The organism is Arthrobacter sp. 05L45_2 (assembly GCF_056397525.1).
In genome coordinates this window covers 1-16,693 of record NZ_JBFTNO010000046.1, presented here as the reverse complement: position 1 = coordinate 16,693, position 16,693 = coordinate 1, and the positions used below count along the sequence as shown (strand labels likewise).

The window sequence follows — 16,693 nt, the reverse complement described above, 5'->3', positions numbered from 1 at the left end:
GATCTCGCTCGAGGGCCAGCCGGTGTCCTTCGCCGCCGTCTTCTCCGCCCTCGCCGCGGGCCAGACGAAGATGCTGCTGCCCAGCGGCGCTTATTTCTCCCTGGACCTGCCCGAACTGCACCAGCTCCGAGCGCTCATCGAGGAAGCCCGGGAGCTGCAGGACAACAAGGATGCGCCGCTGCAGATCAGCCGGTTCCAGGCCGGCCTCTGGGACGAACTGGCGCAGCTGGGGATCGTTGACGAACAGGCAGCCGCCTGGCGCGAGGCCGTCGGCGGCCTGCTGGAAGGTGGCGTCAAAGGACTTCCCCTTCCGGACACGCTCGACGCCGAGCTGCGCCCCTACCAGCTGGAGGGCTTCAACTGGCTCAGTTTCCTCTACCGCCACGGACTGGGCGGGGTGCTGGCCGATGACATGGGCCTGGGCAAGACCGTGCAGGCGCTGGCGCTGATCTGCGCCGCCAAGGTCACCGCCGCGGAAGCCACCGACGCCGAGGCATCGGACAACGCCGCGGGTGCCGGGGCGCCCGCCGGCGCCCCCTTCCTGGTGGTGGCGCCCACCAGCGTGGTGGGCAACTGGCAGGCCGAAACCGCCCGGTTCGCGCCGGGACTCACGGTCCGGGCCATCAGCGAGACCTTCGCTAAGAGCGGGTCGGTTCCCGCCGAGGCGATGGCCGGGGCCGACATCGTGATCACGTCCTACGCCCTCTTCCGGATCGACTACGAGGCCTACGCCGCGCAGCAGTGGGCCGGCCTGGTGCTGGACGAGGCGCAGTTCGTCAAGAACCACCAGTCCAAGGCATACCAGTGCGCGCGGAAGCTCCCCGCCAGCTTCAAGCTGGCCATCACCGGCACGCCGCTGGAGAACAACCTGATGGAGTTCTGGGCGCTGACCTCGATCGTGGCGCCCGGGCTGTTTTCCAGCCCGAAGCGCTTCGCCGAGTACTACCAGAAGCCCGTGGAGAAGAACGGCGACAAGGCGCAGCTGGACAAGCTCCGGCGCCGGGTCCGGCCGCTGATGATGCGCCGCACCAAGGAGCAGGTCATCCACGACCTGCCGCCCAAGCAGGAGCAGATCCTCGAGGTGGTCCTGAACCCGCGGCACCAGAAGGTCTACCAGACGCACCTGCAGCGCGAGCGGCAGAAGATCCTGGGCCTCATTGAGGACGTGAACAAAAACCGCTTCACGATCTTCCAGTCCCTGACCTTGCTGCGCCAGCTCAGCCTGGACCCGTCGCTGATCGATCCTTCGCTCTCCGGGGTGCGCTCGAGCAAGCTCGACGTTTTGTTCGAACAGTTGGAGGATCTGGTGGCGGAGGGGCACCGGGCCCTGATCTTCAGCCAGTTCACCGGTTTCCTCGGCAAGGTCCGTGAGCGCCTCGTCGAGGAGGACATCGAGTTCTGCTACCTCGACGGCGGCACCCGCAACCGTACGGACGTCGTCAACGAGTTCAAGAACGGCGCTGCCCCGGTCTTCCTCATCAGCCTCAAAGCCGGCGGCTTTGGCCTGAACCTGACCGAAGCCGACTACGTGTTCCTGCTGGACCCATGGTGGAACCCGGCCTCGGAGGCGCAGGCGGTGGACCGGACGCACCGGATCGGCCAGGCCCGCAACGTGATGGTCTACCGGCTGGTGGCAAAGGACACCATCGAGGAAAAAGTCATGGCGCTCAAGGCCAAGAAGTCCCAGCTGTTCGCGGACGTGATGGAAGGCGATGCCCTCTCGGGCGGGGCCCTAACGGCGGAGGACCTGGCCGGGCTGTTCACCGACTGACGGCCCGCGMCGGAATTCTTCCGGCGGCGCTCCACAACCGGTTCAGGCGTTGACTTATGCGGCGGCCGGGGCCACCAGGGGCGGGAGCGCCAGGTTCGTGCGCAGCCAGCGGCCCAGCGCCTTGCCCTTGCCCGTCCACCAGCTGTCCTCGTCCGTGCTGTGGTGCCAGCGGAAGATCACGGCCACCAGGACAAAAACGCCTCCGGCCACCTGTTCCCAGGCGCCGGATGCGGCGTAGACCAGCACGGCCACGCCCATGCTGACGGCGGCCGGCAGCGCCAGGGTCCGGAACACCGTGTTGGCGACGTACCGGCGGCGCGAACGCGGCACGGACACGGCCCGCACCAGGTCCGAGCCCATGCAGGCGACCACCACGACGTGACCGAACGTGAGCAGCAGCAGCCCCGGAAGCGAGTTCCCGAAGAAGGCGACGGCCTGCAGCCCGGTGTTCATGGCCGGCCCGGGATCTCTGCGGCCACGTGTGCCGTTATGGCTGGAATGGAAGTGAACATGTGCTGCCCCCCGACAGTTTGTTCCCAGGCATCTCCGGGCTGAGACGTTGTGACTGAGACCGTCGAGACTGAGACCTTGGTACCGGCGGCCAGCTGGCTGCCAAGTCAATTCAACCGGCAGCGCGGGAGGGAAGTCACGACCCTCCAGTACCCGACTATGGCCCAAACGCCACGTGACTTTGCGCCCGTGTACTCAGTCCGGCACGGCCCGCTACTTGTCCAGCGCTCCCGGGCGCCACACMACGAGGGCCTGCGACCGGGCCCGGGGGCGCTGGCCGCGGGCCAGGCTGACGACATCGCCCGCKGTTCCGGCGGCGAAGATCCGGGAATCGAGGGACCGGGGCCGCCGACCGAGCTCGTCGGTCAGCTCGGCGACGCGGCGCTGCAGGGCGTCGACCTGGTTCTCGAGCTGCAGGATCCGTTTGATCCCCTCCAGCGAGACACCCTCGTGCGAGAGCCGCTGCACCTCGCGGAGCATGTTTACATCGCGCTGCGAGTACCGGCGGGACTTACCCGGGGCCCGGCTGGGCGAGACGATGCCGAGGCGGTCATACTGGCGCAGCGTCTGCGGATGCATGTCCGCCAGTTCCGCGGCGACGGAGATGACGAAGATCGGCTGGTCGAACTCGATGTCCATGCCAGGACTCCTACAACCGGGCCCTGGCTGCCAGGCCGGCCCGGACGTCCTCGCCGGCGGTGKCCGCCGCGAAGGCCTTCACGGCCTCTTCGGCGTCCTTGTTCAGCTTTTTCGGCACAGCGACGTCGATGGTGACCAGCAGGTCCCCGGTGGCTTTGGTGTGCTTGACGCCGCGGCCCTTGACCCGCAGGGTCCGCCCGGCGGGGGTCCCGGCCGGGACACGGACCCGGACCTTGTCCCCGTCAATGGTCGGAACCTCAATGTCGGCACCGAGGGCCGCTTCGGCGAAAGTGACCGGGACGTGGATGCGCAGGTTGTCGCCGTCGCGGGTGTAGAAGTCGTGGGGCTTTACGGACACGGTGACCATGAGGTCGCCGTTACCTGCCGGGCCGTACTGGCCCTTGCCGCGGACACGGACCTTCTGGCCGTCCTTGATGCCGGCCGGAATCCGCACGTCGATGATTTCGCCGTCCGGTTCGCGCAGGCCGATGGTGGTCCCGCGGATGGACCCGGCGAAGGAGATGCTGGTCGACGCGGTGCGGTCTGCGCCCTTCTGCGGGCCGCGCTGGAACGATTGTCCGCCGCCGCCATAGCCGCCGCCACCAAACAGGTCGGCGAACTCGGGCGGAATGCCGCCGGCGGTGCTGTAGCTGCCGGAGTGGCGTCCGCCGCCGCCGGTGAAGAGGCCGCCGAAGAGGTCCTCGAAGCCGCCACCAGCCGCCGCGCCGGGAGCGCCGGGGGCGAAGCGTGCGCCGCCACCCATGGCACGGATGGCGTCGTACTGCTGGCGTTCATCGGCATCGGAAAGCACAGAATAGGCCTCGGAGATGTCCTTGAACTTCTTCTCCGACGCGGTGTCCCCGGCGTTGGTGTCCGGGTGGTGTTGCCGCGCCAGCTTCCGGTAGGCCTTCTTGATGTCGGCGTCGGAAGCGTCCTTGGCGACACCAAGGATCTTGTAAAAGTCCTTGTCCACCCAGTCCTGGCTAGCCAATGGCGTTTCCTTTCAAAAAAAGCGTTAAGGCGAGATTACCGCTGTTCGCCGTAGCGGATGAGGGGGCCCGGGAGTGGCTTCGGGCCTGCCGGAGCGTGGCGGCTGTGGTCCGCAGGACCATAGCCGCCACGCGTAGGGGCGGGGCCCCCTCATCCGCGAAGGCGAAGGTGACTACGCCGGAACAGACACGATCACTTGGGCGGCGCGCAGGACCCGTTCGCCGGACTTGTAGCCCGAGCGCAGGACCTGGCTGACCGTGTCGGTTTCGACGTCGGCGCCGGGCTGCTGGATGAGGGCCTCGTGGATCGTGGGGTCGAACTCCACTCCGGTCTCATCAATGCGCACCAGACCGTAGGTCTTCAGCGCATTCTCCAGCTTGGCGGCAATCGCCGCGAAGGGGCCGTCGGCGAGGTCGCCGTGCTGCCGGGCGGCGTCGACGTCGTCCAGCACCGGAAGCAGGGCGTTCAGGACGCCGATGACGGCCATCTCCCCTGCCACCGCGCGGTCACGCTCGACGCGCTTGCGGTAGTTGACGTACTCGGCCTGCAGGCGGCGGAGGTCGTTCTTCAGTTCCTCCGCCTCCCCGGCTCCCACGCCCTGCGCCACCGAATCGGCGGCCGGGACGTCCACGCTGTTGAGGATGTCCTCGGCCTGGGACAGTGCGTCCCCGGACTCGGCTTCCCCGGCAGCGGCACGTTCCTGGTCGGGATGGYGGGCCTCGCCGGTCTTCGGATCAACCTTGCGGTTGTCGTGGATCACCGGCTTCTGGCTCTCGTCCCGGTTGTCGCGGCGGTCCCCGGAAGCGCCGTGCTCTTCTTCGTTACCGTGGTGCGGCATGGTTACTTCTTCTCGTCTTCGTCAACGATCTCGGCGTCAACGATGTCTTCGTCCGCGGCGGCCTGCTCGCCGGCCGGGGCACCCTGTGCGCCTTCGGCGCCGTCGGGGGAACCGGGCTGCGCGTAGATGGCCTCGCCGAGCTTGGTCTGGGAAGCCTGAAGCTTCTCAAACGCGGTCTTGACGACGGCGTCGTCCGTGCCTTCGAGGGCTGCCTTGAGGGCGTCGACGTCGGCCTGGACCTCGGTCTTGACCTCTTCGGGCAGCTTGTCGGCATTGTCGGCGATCAGCTTGTCCACGGAGTAGGCGAGCTGCTCTGCCGAGTTGCGCGTGTCGGTCGCCTCGCGGCGGGCCTTATCCTCGGCAGCGTGCTCCTCGGCGTCACGGACCATCCGGTCGATGTCTTCCTTGGAGAGGCTGGAGCCGCCGGTGATGGTCATCGACTGTTCCTTGCCGGTGCCCTTGTCCTTCGCGGAGACGTGCACAATGCCGTTGGCGTCGATGTCGAAGGTGACCTCGACCTGCGGGACGCCGCGCGGGGCCGGAGCGATGCCGGTCAGCTCGAACGTGCCCAGCGGCTTGTTGTCGCGGGTGAACTCACGCTCGCCCTGGAAGACCTGGATCGCCACGGAGGGCTGGTTGTCGTCAGCGGTGGTGAAGGTTTCGCTGCGCTTGGTCGGGATGGCCGTGTTGCGCTCGATCAGGTGCGTCATAACACCGCCCTTGGTTTCGATGCCCAGGGACAGCGGGGTGACGTCGATCAGCAGCACGTCCTTGCGCTCGCCCTTGAGGACACCGGCCTGCAGGGCGGCGCCGACGGCGACGACCTCATCCGGGTTGACGCCCTTGTTCGGCTCCTTGCCGCCGGCGAGTTCCTTGACCAGCTCGGAGACAGCGGGCATACGGGTGGAGCCGCCGACGAGCACAATGTGGTCGATGTCGGAGAGCTTGATGCCGGCTTCCTTGATGACGTCGTGGAACGGCTTCTTGGTGCGCTCCAGCAGGTCCTTGGTCAGGTCCTGGAACTTGGCGCGGGTCAGCTGCTCGTCCAGGTGCACCGGACCGTCAGGGGTGACGGAGAGGTACTGGAGCGAGACGTTGGTGCTGGAGGAGGAGGACAGTTCCTTCTTGGCCTGCTCAGCGGCTTCGCGGAGGCGCTGCAGGGCGATCTTGTCCTTGGACAGGTCGATGCCCTTGACCTTGAGCTGGTTCAGCAGGTAATCCACAACGCGCTGGTCCCAGTCGTCGCCGCCGAGGCGGTTGTCACCGGCGGTGGCGCGGACCTGGATGGTGGAGAAGTCGTCCTCGTCCTTGCCAACCTCGAGGAGCGAGACGTCGAAGGTTCCGCCGCCGAGGTCGAAGACCAGGATGAGCTCGTCTTCCTTGCCCTTGTCCAGGCCGTAGGCGAGGGCGGCCGCGGTGGGCTCGTTGACGATGCGCAGGACCTTGAGGCCCGCGATTTCGCCGGCTTCCTTCGTGGCCTGGCGCTCGGCGTCGTTGAAGTACGCGGGAACGGTGATCACGGCGTCCGTGACCTTTTCGCCGAGGTAGGACTCGGCGTCGTTCTTCAGCTTCATCAGGATGCGCGCGGAGATTTCCTGCGCGGTGTACTTCTTGTCATCGATCGCGACGTTCCAGTCGGTGCCCATGTGGCGCTTGACGGACGCGATGGTGCGGTCGATGTTGTTGACGGCCTGGCGCTTGGCGATCTCGCCGACCAGGACCTCGCCGGACTTGGAGAAGGCAACAACCGACGGCGTGGTGCGGCCACCCTCGGCGTTGGCAATAACGGTGGGCTCGCCACCTTCGAGAACGGAGACGACGGAGTTGGTGGTTCCGAGGTCAATACCTACTGCACGTGACATGTGGTGCTTCCTTCTTTCCGTGGAAACTTGCTGCCCCGACCACCGGGCGGCGGCCCGCTCCCAGGCATTAGCCGGGGGTCGGGCCCGTCGACGACGGGGCGCGCCCACCTATTGAGCGCTCTGCACTCAACTTTACTCAGCCGGAAATAGATGTCAATCCAAAGTTGAGTCGCCCTCGCTCAACTTTGTCGCCGACAAACCTCGCGCTCCCGCGGGCAGGCCCGGACCCGCGGCATTTCGTGGTTCTTGGCACGGCACAACAACCCCGGAGGGGATTTCGCTGTGCGTGAACGGTGCCTGGTTAGCGGTGCCGGACCTTACTGGCCGTCGCGGCCCGCATCGCGGGCCTCGTCTGCCCGTGCGGCGCCATCGCGCGCGTCGCCGTCGCGAGTGTCGCCACCGAGCCGTCCCGAGCGGCGGGGACCGGTGGCCYCGGCCGCGCCGTAGTCGCCCTCGGGGTAGTCCCCCTCCTCGACGACGGGGGCCTCCGGGGTGTCGACACCGGCCGCGCCGTAGTCACCCTCGGGGTAGTCCCCCTCTTCAGTTCCCACCGTGGTGCCGGGCGCGACGCCCGCCCTGCCGTAGTCGCCTTCCGGATACTCGCCCTCGGGCGCCCCGGCCGGGTTCTCCCCCGCGACACCCGCCAGCCCGTAGTCGCCCTCGACGTACTGGCCGGCGTCGCCTTCGGCTGCCGCTTCGTCGGCGGAGGCCGGTACCGGGGTGGCCTGGTGCTTCTTCTCTGCCGGCGTTTGATCAAACCCACTGTTGTCAGACATGTTTGGATCCCTCCTGCAAGCCTCGGGCGCCCGCTCGGGCGCAGTCGCAGTCTATCGAGCGCCGCCGGGAGGCAACAGGGGGCCGGAGCGGGTTTACGACCGGAAAAGGCAGCCGCCGCCACCGCGGCCCGGTGGGGGGACCAGGGGCAGTGACGGCGGCTGCGGTCAGGGGCGCGGCCTACCGGATTCCCGCCTCCGCGGATTCCGGTTCCGCCTCGGCCGGCAGCGTCCGGGCTGCGGCGTCGGCCTCGGGCCGGCCCGGCTTCCCGGGCCACCAGATCCGCGGACCGATGTCGTAGGCCAGGGCGGGGACCAGTAGCGAACGGACCAGCACGGTATCCAGGAGCACACCGAAGGCAACRATGAAGGCCAGCTGCACCAGGAACATGATCGGTATAACGCCCAGGGCCGCGAAGGTGGCCGCGAGCACCACTCCGGCCGAGGTGATCACGCCGCCGGTGACGCCCAGCCCGCGCAGGATACCGGCCCGGGTCCCGTGTTTGAGGGACTCCTCCCGGACCCGGCTCATCAGGAAGATGTTGTAGTCCACTCCGAGGGCCACCAGGAAGACGAAGCCGAAGAGCGGAACCGTCGCATCCGCCCCCGGGAAGCCCAGGATGTGGTTGAACACCACGGCCGAGACGCCCATCGCGGCGCCATAAGACAGCACCACCGAGGCAACCAGCAGGACCGGCGCCAGGATGGACCGGAGCAGCAGCATAAGGATGACGAGGATGACCGCGAGGACCACGGGAATGATGGTGACGAGGTCGCGCTGGGCCGTGGTGTTGGTATCCAGGGCCGTGGCCGTCACACCGCCCACCAGCGCGCCGTCGTCGGCCTGCTTGAGGTCCTGGCGGAGCTTGACCACAACGTCTTCGGCCTCGTTGGAGTCGGCGGCGAAGTCCAGGGTGGCGTTAATGAGCACCCTGCCGTCCCGCACCGCGGGCTCGGTGGGAGCTGCGGGCGAGCCGGGCGCGCCCCGGGCCGGGACGATTGGCACGTTGCCCTCGGCTAGCAGGTAGGCATCGCCGACGCCGGCGGTCGCCTTGGTCTTGGCCAGCACCTCCTGGGCTTTGGCGGTATCCGCGACGATGACGGCGGGGCTGCCGGATCCGGCGTCGAGGTGCCGGGCCAGCGCCTTCTGGCCGTCGACGGCATTGGAGGCCGCGAGGATGACGTCGGTTTGCGGCACCCCGTTGGCCTTGAGCTGGAGCACGCCGGCCGAGGCCACCAGAAGCAGCAGCACCGACGTGATCCAGACCGTGCGGGGCCGGCGCGAGACCAGGGAACCGGTGGCACGCCACAGGCCGTTCTGCCCTTCGAGGCCCGTGACGAGTTCGGGTTCGCGCTCCGTCGCCGGGAGCAACTTGGGCCGGAAGGGCCAGAAAGCTGCCCGGCCCAGGAGCGCCATCATCGCGGGAAGCAGGGTCAGTGCCGCGAAGAGCGAGCACAGGATGCCGGCGGCTGCGACCGGGCCGAGGGCCCTGTTCGAGTTGAGATCGGAGAAGAGCAGGCAGAGCAGGGCGATGATGACGGTGGCGCCGGAAGCCAGGATGGGTTCCCAGGCGGCTTTCCACGCGGTGAGGGCGGCCGCGGTGCGGTTGGTGGTGTGCGTCAGCGCCTCCCTGAAGCGGGCCACGTAGAGCAGGGCGTAGTCCGTGGCCGCGCCGATGACCAGGATGGAGAGGATGCCCTGGCTTTGGCCGTTGAGCTGGATCCAGCCCAGTTTCGCCATTCCGAAGACCAGGAGGATGGCCGCGCAGAGTGCGAAGACCGAGGTGAACAGCACGGCAACCGGCAACAGCAGCGAGCGGTACACCACCAGGAGGATCAGGAAGACTGCGCCGAGGGCGACCAGCAGCAGGATGCCGTCGATGCCGGCGAATGCGCCGACCAGGTCCGCGGTGAGCCCGGCCGGTCCGGTCACATAGGTGCGCATCCCGTCCGGAGCGGAGGCCGAGACTTCGTCGCGCAGCTCCTTGATGACGGCCTTGACCTCGTCGGAAGAGGCGACCGGAACCACGAACTGCACCGCTTTCGAGTCCTCCGAAGGGATCGGACCGATCACTGCACTGCCGACCTTCAGGGCCTCGAGTTTGGTCTTGAGGGCCGCCGCCTCGCCGAGCTGGGCTCGCGTGAAGGCGGAATCGCCTTCGATCACAATGACCGCGGGAATCTCCCTGGAGTCGCGGAACTTGGCCTGCCAGTCCTGCGCCGCGGTGGCCTCGGCGCCTGCCGRCAGGAATGAGGCCTGATCGTTGGAGGACACTTCGCTGAGCCGGCCAAAGGTGGGGCCGCCGATCCCCGCGATGGCAAGCCACGCGAAAACCAGGACGGCAGGAACCAGCCACCGTAGCCAGAAGGGGACACGGGTTGAGGCAGGCCGGTTGCGATTCATAGCGTCCTTCTCGGAGTGGCGTAACGGAGTACGATTAGTAAATCATAGATTATCTCCATSATMGATATAAGTGTCAGTCTAGAGAAAATGGGGATGAAAAACTGCCGCGGCCGCCGGACAGCCCGGAGGGCGTGCTGGAGTAAACTCCGGAGGGCGCAAAGCGCTCAGGATGTGGCAGGACGAATCAGAGAGGGTGCAGTGTCAACTGAACGGTCAAGCGGACAGCCAAGCGAACAGCCGGTGGGCGCCGACGCCGGCCCTCCGCCGCTGGTCCGGCTGCTTCAGGACTTCAGCCTTGAGGCCAACCGGTACGCTGACGCGGCGGGCAGCCGGAATGACATGCACCGTACGGACCTGAACGCCCTTGCCGTCATCATGGAACACACCGCGAAGAACCAGGTGGTCACACCGGGCGTGCTGCGCAGGGAACTCCACCTCAGCTCCCCGGCCACCACGGCGCTGATCGACCGGCTGGACAAGTCCGGGCACGTGATGAGGGAACGGCAGGGCCCTGACCGCCGGCAGGTGCAGCTCCGGATGACGCCGAAAGCCTACCGCGACGGCGGCGCCATGTTCCTTCCGCTCGCCCGGCATATGGGGGCGGCCATGGCCGGGTTCACACCGGCTGAACTGGAGACCGCCACCCGATTCATCACCGCAATGATCGACGCCACGGTCAAAGCCGGGCAAGAAGCCGCCGCTCCCCCGGCCGGCCCGCCGCAGGCACCGCCCAGCCGGGACTGAACCGCAACAAGTACCTGCCGGTTCGGTCCGTCCCGGCCGCGGCAGGCGTAGCGTTCCCTTATGAGCGCCCAGCAGCCCGACGACGTCTACACCCACGGCCACCACGAGTCGGTGGTCCGTGCCCATGCGGCCCGGACCGCGGAGAACTCCGCGGCCTTCGTCCTCCCCTACCTCGCACCCGGGGTGTCAGTGCTCGACGTCGGCTGCGGGCCGGGCAGCATCACCTGCGACTTCGCCGTGCTCGTCGCCCCCGGCGAGGTCACCGGACTGGACCGCTCCCCGGAGGTCATCGCCCATGCTGCCGCCCTGGCCGGGGAGCGCGGGGTGCCGAACGTGAGCTTCGTTGCCGGGGACCTCTACCGGCTTGATTTCCCGGCGGAGACGTTCGACGTCGTCCATGCGCACCAGGTCCTCCAGCACCTCACCGATCCGATCGCTGCCCTCCGGGAGATGCGCCGGGTCGCGAAGGCGGGCGGGATCGTGGCCGCCCGCGACGCCGACTTCCACGGAATGAGCTGGTACCCGGCACTCCCGGAGCTGGACGAGTGGATGGAGCTGTACCAGAACATCGCCCGCCGGAACGGCGCCGAGCCCGATGCCGGCCGGCGCCTGGTGTCCTGGGCGCAGGCCGCCGGGTTCACCGACGTCGCACCCACCAGCAGCAACTGGCTTTACGCCACGGGCCAGCAGCGGCGGTGGCAGGCACGGGTCTGGGGTGAACGGGTGCTTCATTCGGCTTTTGCCGAGCAGGCGCCCGAGTACGGCTTCGCCACCGCCGCGGACCTGGCCCGGATCTCCGCGGGCTGGCACCGCTGGGGCTCCACTGACGACGGCTGGTTCCTGATCCCCAACGGCGAGATCATCGCCCGCGCCTGAGCCGGACGCCGTAGCCGCAGTGGCAGCCGCCAAGCCATTCCCTGCTGCCCGATCTGGCGCTAGGGTGCACTCAAAGCCCCTATCGATAAGGAAAAAGCATGCGCAAAGTGACGGCCGGCCTGTTCAGCTCCGTGGACGGCGTGGTGGAGGACCCGTTCCTGTGGCAGTTCGACAGCTTCGACGAGGAGCTGGGTGCGGGGATGGGCGAGATGATGGGCCGGATCGATACCGGGCTCCTGGGCCGCGTGGGCTACCAGCAGTGGGCGGAATACTGGCCCAACGCCGAAGCCGACGCCGATTTCGGCGGGTTCATCAACCCGCTGCCGAAATTCGTGGCGTCCCGGACGCTGACGGGTGACCTGGAGTGGAAGAACTCCCGGCTGATCGAAGGCCCGCTGGAAGACTTCGTCGCGGACCTGAAGAGGGGCGACGGCGGCGACATCGGCGTCTTCAGCAGCATCTCGCTGGTCCGCCAGCTGCTGTTCGCCGGCCTGCTGGACAGCCTTATGCTGATCGTCCACCCCGTGGTCGCCGGCAGCGGGCGGCGGCTGTTCAACGACGGCGATCCTTTGACCCGGCTCGAACTGCAGTCCTCCCAGCAGACCAGCAAGGGCAACATGATCCTGGACTACGCCCTCCGCAAGGACTGACCGCCGGCCCGGACGCGTCATCATGCGGAGTGGGCCGGGCCGGAACCGTAAACTTTTCAGGTGCAACTCTCCCTATGGCTGGCGCTGGCCGGCGCCGGCGTCCTGATCAGTTTTACTCCCGGCGCGGGTGCCATCAACACCATGAGCAACTCCCTGAACTCTGGCTTCCGCCGGTCCATCTGGGGCATCCTCGGCCAGCAGGCCGCGCTGGTGGTGCACATCCTGATCGTTGCCCTCGGCGTCGGTGTGCTGGTGGCGAGCTCGCCGGTGGCGTTCAACATCATCCGCTACGCCGGGGCCGCCTACCTCGTCTACCTGGGCATCCAGCAGTTCCGGCACAAACCGGACCTGGACCAGGAAAAGGCCGCGGCGCTGCGCAACGAACCGGCGCTGTCCATGTTCCGCCGCGGGCTGTGGGTGAACCTGCTCAACCCGAAGGCGATCGTTTTCTTCCTCGCCTTTATGCCGCAGTTCATCCGCCCGGACCAGCCGCTCGTGCCGCAGTACCTGGTGCTATCCGGCACCGTGATCGTCATCGACATCCTGGTCATGTGGTTCTTCTTCGCCGCGGCCGCAACGACGTTCCAGCGCTTCACCCACGATGCCCGCGGGCAGCGGATCCTCAACCGGACCTTCGGCGTCCTGTTCGTCGCCGTCGGCGTCCTGCTGGCCCTCATCCACTAGCGCGCCCGACGGGCCCTGCTAGCCGCCCGCCCGCAGAGCCGGGAGCAGAGATTTAACCGTGTCGGAAGAGATCGCGAAGCCGATCCCGTTCGCGGCGGTCTGTGAGGTGGACATGGCCACCATGGTGTTGATGCCGATCACCCGGCCGCCGGCGTCGAGGAGGGGGCCGCCCGAGTCCCCGGAACTGATCGACGCGTCGGTCTGCAGCAAGTTGGCCAGCCGCGAATTCCGCCCGAAGCCCGACTCGGCTGTGGTGCTCCGGCCGGTGGCCGAAATGATCCCCGTGGTCACGCTGGGCCCGCCCGCCAGCCCGAGGGCGTAGCCGATGGCGACCACCGCGTCGCCCGGCGCCACGGACGCGGAGTCGCCAAGTTCCAGCATGGGCAGCTCCGCCGCGCCGGCAACCTGCAGCAGGGCGAGGTCGTGGTCACTGTCCACGCTGACGATCCGGGCGGTGTGACTGGTGGCGTCATGGAAGGTCACCGTCAGGGTCGAGGCCCCGTTGACCACGTGGGCATTCGTCAGGATCTCCCCCGCGGCGCTGATCACCACGCCGGTTCCTTCCGAGGTCAGCCGGCTGCCCCCGCCGGGGTCCAGGAACGGATTGGCCTGGGTGGCGCCGGCTTTCACGGCGACGACGGCGGGCAGCGACGCCGCCAGCAGCCCCTTGATGTCTGCGGGGTGGTCTGACACGCCGCCGCCGGGCGCGACGTACTGCCTGACTACCGTTTGGGTACCCCAGCCGCTGGACCGCGCCACCAGCAGCGCCGAACCTGCGCCCGCCAGCGCGGCGACCAGGACCACACCCAGCAGCTGCAGGACGCCGAGCGAAAACCGGCCCGCCCGGCCGTGGGGAGTATTCGCGGGCGGCGCTCCGGCGGCGGGAGGCTCGGGTTGCGGTTCCCCGCCCGGGGCCGGCGCCGGCTCCGGGTCATCACCTGACCCGTAGGGCGCATCCCCGTCGGCGCCTCCGAAGGCGGCCGGCGGAAGGGCCACCGGCTCCGGATCCGTCATGGCTTCAGTCTGCGGCCGGCGCCGTCGGCAGTCCAGAGCCGAACGGCCCGCGGGAGCCCGGCGGCCCGGGCCGAAATCACCCCCCTCGCACGCTGACAAGCCCGAGAATCCATGTGACAAGACTTGTAATACCACCGGACGCCCCGGCTAGCCAAGACGCCTCCGGATCCGCCATGCTTAGTCATGACCTCAATGTCGAGCCAGTACCGGATCATCACGGTCTGCACCGGAAACATCTGCCGGTCCCCGATGGCCGAACTGATGCTCGCAGAGGCTGCGGCCGCGGCGCAGCTCACCGGGGTCGACGTCGATTCGGCCGGGATCACGGCGTATGAGGCGGGCCGCCCGATCGACCCGAGGGCCGCGCGGAAACTCGCGGCGAACAACATCGCCTCCGAGCAGCACATAGCACGCGAGTGGCGCAACGAATGGTTCCAGTCCCGGGACCTGATCCTGGCCCTGGATGTGGACCACTACGGCTGGCTCCGGCAGGCGGCCCCGGACCAGGCGGCGCTGGCGAAGATTCGGATGCTGCGCAGTTTCGACCCCGCCGCGGCCGGGAAAGACCCGTTGGACCAGGGCATCGAGGACCCCTGGTACGGCGGACACACCGATTTCGACACCACCTGGGACCTGATCCGGGCCGCGGTCCCCGGCATCCTGGCCCATGTCCAGGCCGCCCGGCAGGACGCAGGGCAGCGGGTACGCTCTATTTCATGAGCCAAGCACCCGTCATCATCGCCATCGACGGGCGCTCCGGCGCAGGAAAAACCACGTTGGCCATCGAGCTCGCTGCGCGCCTCCGCGAGCATCACAAGGTTTCCCTCTTCCACCTCGAGGACATCTACCCCGGCTGGAACGGCCTGTCCGCCGGCGTCGACCGCTACATCGCCACCGTGCTCACCCCGCTGCGCCGCGGTGAAACCGCCCGCTGGGTCAGCTGGGACTGGGACCGGCACTACGACGGCGAGACCCGCCTCACCCAGCCTGCCGAGATCGTTCTGGTCGAGGGGGTGGGTGCCGCGTCCGCGGGCGCCGCCCCGTTCCTCGACGCCGTCATCTGGGCCGACTCCCCCGACGGGGAACGGCGTACCCGCGCCCTGGCCCGGGACGGTGCGACCTATGAGCCGTACTGGGATCAGTGGGCCGGCCAGGAAGACCAGTGGCTGGCACTGGACGATGTCCCCGCCCGTGCCGACGTGCATGTGCTCAACCGCGCCGACGGCGCAGCTCCGGCCGAGGTGCTCCAGGCCCTGCAGTACCTGCCCTCCCTGGCGGGGGTGCTGGTGCCCGAATTGTCCACCCGCCGCGGGCTGCAGCTCCGGGCCGAGCGGATCGAGGCGACGCCGGACGCCGCCCTGCTGTTCACCAAGCTCTACGGCAAATCCCCGAACGCGGTCTGGCTGGACTCCTCGCTCCCCGGAGCCGGCGAACGCAACCGCTTCAGCATCCTGGCGGACGACGGCGGCAGTTACGGCCAGTCGGTCCGGCACAGTTCCGGCCGGACCCGGGTGAGCGTTGGGAGTACCACCGTCCACACCGAAGGCGGGTTCTTCCGGTGGCTCGACGGGGTCTGGGGCCGCCGCGCGCTGCGGGCCCCGGAAGGCTACCCCTGCGAGTTCACCCTCGGCTGGCTCGGCTACCTCGGCTACGAACTCAAGCGCGAGACCGGCGGCAGCGACGTCGCCTCCCCCACCCCGGATGCCTGCCTGATCTTCGCCGGCTGCGCCGTCGTCCTGGACCACCGGGAACGCACGGTGTGGCTGCTGGCCCTCGACACCCCAGACGCCGGGGACTGGCTGGCCGCGACACGGACCGCCGTCACGGCGTCGGGCGCGGCCGCCGCACAGGATACCGGGCAGGACCCCGGCGCCTCTGACGTCGGCGCCCCCGACCCCGGCACCCATGCCGTCCACGCCCCCGCCTTCCATGCCAGGAACCGTGAAGCCGCCTACAAGGACAAAATCGCCGCGGCCCAGCACCAGATCGCCGAAGGCAACACCTACGAGGTGTGCCTGACGACGGCGCTGACAGCCGCCGCACCGGCCGGATTTGATGCCTGGGCAGCCTACCTGGAGCTGCGCCGGCGCAACCCGGCCCCGTTCGCGAGCTACCTCCGGTTCGCCGGCGTGACCGTGGCCAGCACCTCGCCCGAACGCTTTCTGCGGGTCGCGGCCGGCGGGGCGATGCGCGCCGAACCAATCAAAGGCACCCGCCGCCGGGACGCCGATCCGGGACGGGACGAGACCCTGCGGCGCGAACTCGAAGCCTCGCCGAAGGACCGGGCCGAGAACATCATGATCGTGGACCTGCTCCGGAACGACCTCAGCCATTTTGCGGTCCCCGGTTCTGTCACTGTCAGCCGGCTGTGCGCGATCGAAACCTACGCCACGGTCCACCAGATGGTCAGCACCATCGACGCGCAGCTGCGGGCCGGCATGCCGCGGGCCGAGGCCGTGGCGGCCTGCTTCCCGGCGGGCTCCATGACGGGCGCGCCCAAGGTCAGCACCATGGCCATCCTGGACCGGCTCGAAGCCACCCCCCGGGGCGTCTACTCCGGCGCGGTCGGCTACTTCTCGCTCAGCGGTGCCACCGACCTTGCGGTCGCGATCCGGACGCTGGTGGTGGCCGACGGCGGCGGGTCCGGCAGCACGTTGAGCCTCGGCATTGGCGGGGCCATCACGGCCGATTCCTCCCCCGAAGAGGAATATGAGGAGATCCGGACCAAGGCCTTCGGGGTGCTTTCGGCCCTCGGCGCGGACTTCCCGGCGGCCTAGCCGGGGAACGGGTACTGCTACTGCAGGGTGGCCGTGAGCCGGGCGACGTTATCGACGTACTTGACCAGCTTGGGCCGCTCCATCCAGTCCTCCAGCTTTAGCTCCCGGGAGATCCCCCGGTAGGTGTCCTCCACAGCGCGGATCCGCTTGACGATTGACGA

At 68.5% G+C, this 16,693-nt stretch carries 15 protein-coding genes; 7 read left to right on the top strand and 8 right to left on the bottom strand.

Annotated elements, in window-relative coordinates; all coding sequences use genetic code 11:
* Positions 1–1,771, top strand: a 1,771-nt coding sequence (locus AC1DHD_RS05805; RefSeq protein ID WP_476878796.1) for a DEAD/DEAH box helicase, incomplete at its 5' end; no start/stop codon positions are given.
* Positions 1,772–1,825: 54 nt separating this feature from the next.
* On the opposite strand, the gene AC1DHD_RS05800 is transcribed toward AC1DHD_RS05805, so the two are convergent.
* The 7 genes from AC1DHD_RS05800 to AC1DHD_RS05770 all read right to left on the bottom strand — a co-directional run bounded on the left by AC1DHD_RS05800 (position 1,826) and on the right by AC1DHD_RS05770 (position 9,787).
* Positions 1,826–2,224, bottom strand: a complete 399-nt coding sequence (locus AC1DHD_RS05800) for a hypothetical protein (RefSeq protein ID WP_476878795.1) — start codon at positions 2,222–2,224, stop codon at positions 1,826–1,828.
* Positions 2,225–2,494: 270 nt separating this feature from the next.
* Positions 2,495–2,920 carry a heat shock protein transcriptional repressor HspR gene (locus AC1DHD_RS05795; protein WP_476878794.1) on the bottom strand — a complete coding sequence of 142 codons (426 nt, stop codon included), beginning with the start codon at positions 2,918–2,920 and terminating at the stop codon, positions 2,495–2,497.
* A gap of 10 nt (positions 2,921–2,930) precedes the next feature.
* Entirely contained in the window at positions 2,931–3,911 is a 981-nt protein-coding gene (locus AC1DHD_RS05790) for a DnaJ C-terminal domain-containing protein (RefSeq protein WP_476878793.1), read from the bottom strand.
* 171 nt (positions 3,912–4,082) lie between these two features.
* Entirely contained in the window at positions 4,083–4,748 is a 666-nt protein-coding gene (locus AC1DHD_RS05785) for a nucleotide exchange factor GrpE (protein ID WP_476878792.1), read from the bottom strand.
* Between the two features lie 2 nt (positions 4,749–4,750).
* A complete protein-coding gene (gene dnaK, locus AC1DHD_RS05780) occupies positions 4,751–6,610 on the bottom strand; it encodes a molecular chaperone DnaK (RefSeq protein ID WP_476878791.1) in 1,860 nt (619 codons plus the stop codon).
* A 317-nt stretch (positions 6,611–6,927) separates the two neighbouring features.
* Positions 6,928–7,386 (bottom strand): hypothetical protein, encoded by a 459-nt coding sequence (locus AC1DHD_RS05775; protein ID WP_476878790.1) that lies wholly within the window; start codon positions 7,384–7,386, stop codon positions 6,928–6,930.
* A 178-nt stretch (positions 7,387–7,564) separates the two neighbouring features.
* Positions 7,565–9,787 (bottom strand): MMPL family transporter, encoded by a 2,223-nt coding sequence (locus AC1DHD_RS05770; RefSeq protein WP_476878789.1) that lies wholly within the window; start codon positions 9,785–9,787, stop codon positions 7,565–7,567.
* Between the two features lie 198 nt (positions 9,788–9,985).
* On the opposite strand from AC1DHD_RS05770, the gene AC1DHD_RS05765 reads away from it, so the two are divergent.
* From AC1DHD_RS05765 to AC1DHD_RS05750, 4 genes are all read left to right on the top strand, one after another.
* Positions 9,986–10,531 (top strand): MarR family winged helix-turn-helix transcriptional regulator, encoded by a 546-nt coding sequence (locus AC1DHD_RS05765; RefSeq protein ID WP_476878788.1) that lies wholly within the window; start codon positions 9,986–9,988, stop codon positions 10,529–10,531.
* A 60-nt stretch (positions 10,532–10,591) separates the two neighbouring features.
* Complete coding sequence (locus AC1DHD_RS05760; protein ID WP_476878787.1) at positions 10,592–11,407, top strand: methyltransferase domain-containing protein; 816 nt, start codon at positions 10,592–10,594, stop codon at positions 11,405–11,407.
* A 98-nt stretch (positions 11,408–11,505) separates the two neighbouring features.
* A complete protein-coding gene (locus AC1DHD_RS05755) occupies positions 11,506–12,057 on the top strand; it encodes a dihydrofolate reductase family protein (protein ID WP_476878786.1) in 552 nt (183 codons plus the stop codon).
* A gap of 60 nt (positions 12,058–12,117) precedes the next feature.
* Positions 12,118–12,741, top strand: a complete 624-nt coding sequence (locus AC1DHD_RS05750; RefSeq protein WP_476878785.1) for a LysE family transporter — start codon at positions 12,118–12,120, stop codon at positions 12,739–12,741.
* An 18-nt stretch (positions 12,742–12,759) separates the two neighbouring features.
* Here AC1DHD_RS05750 and AC1DHD_RS05745 read toward each other — a convergent pair whose 3' ends face one another.
* A complete protein-coding gene (locus AC1DHD_RS05745) occupies positions 12,760–13,755 on the bottom strand; it encodes a S1C family serine protease (protein ID WP_476878784.1) in 996 nt (331 codons plus the stop codon).
* A gap of 183 nt (positions 13,756–13,938) precedes the next feature.
* Here AC1DHD_RS05745 and AC1DHD_RS05740 point away from each other — a divergent pair, with 183 nt between their 5' ends.
* Complete coding sequence (locus tag AC1DHD_RS05740; RefSeq protein WP_476878783.1) at positions 13,939–14,475, top strand: low molecular weight protein-tyrosine-phosphatase; 537 nt, start codon at positions 13,939–13,941, stop codon at positions 14,473–14,475.
* Positions 14,472–16,532 carry an aminodeoxychorismate synthase component I gene (gene pabB, locus AC1DHD_RS05735; RefSeq protein ID WP_476878782.1) on the top strand — a complete coding sequence of 687 codons (2,061 nt, stop codon included), beginning with the start codon at positions 14,472–14,474 and terminating at the stop codon, positions 16,530–16,532. Before AC1DHD_RS05740 ends, pabB begins: the two co-directional genes overlap by 4 nt.
* The last annotated feature ends 161 nt before the right edge of the window (positions 16,533–16,693 follow it).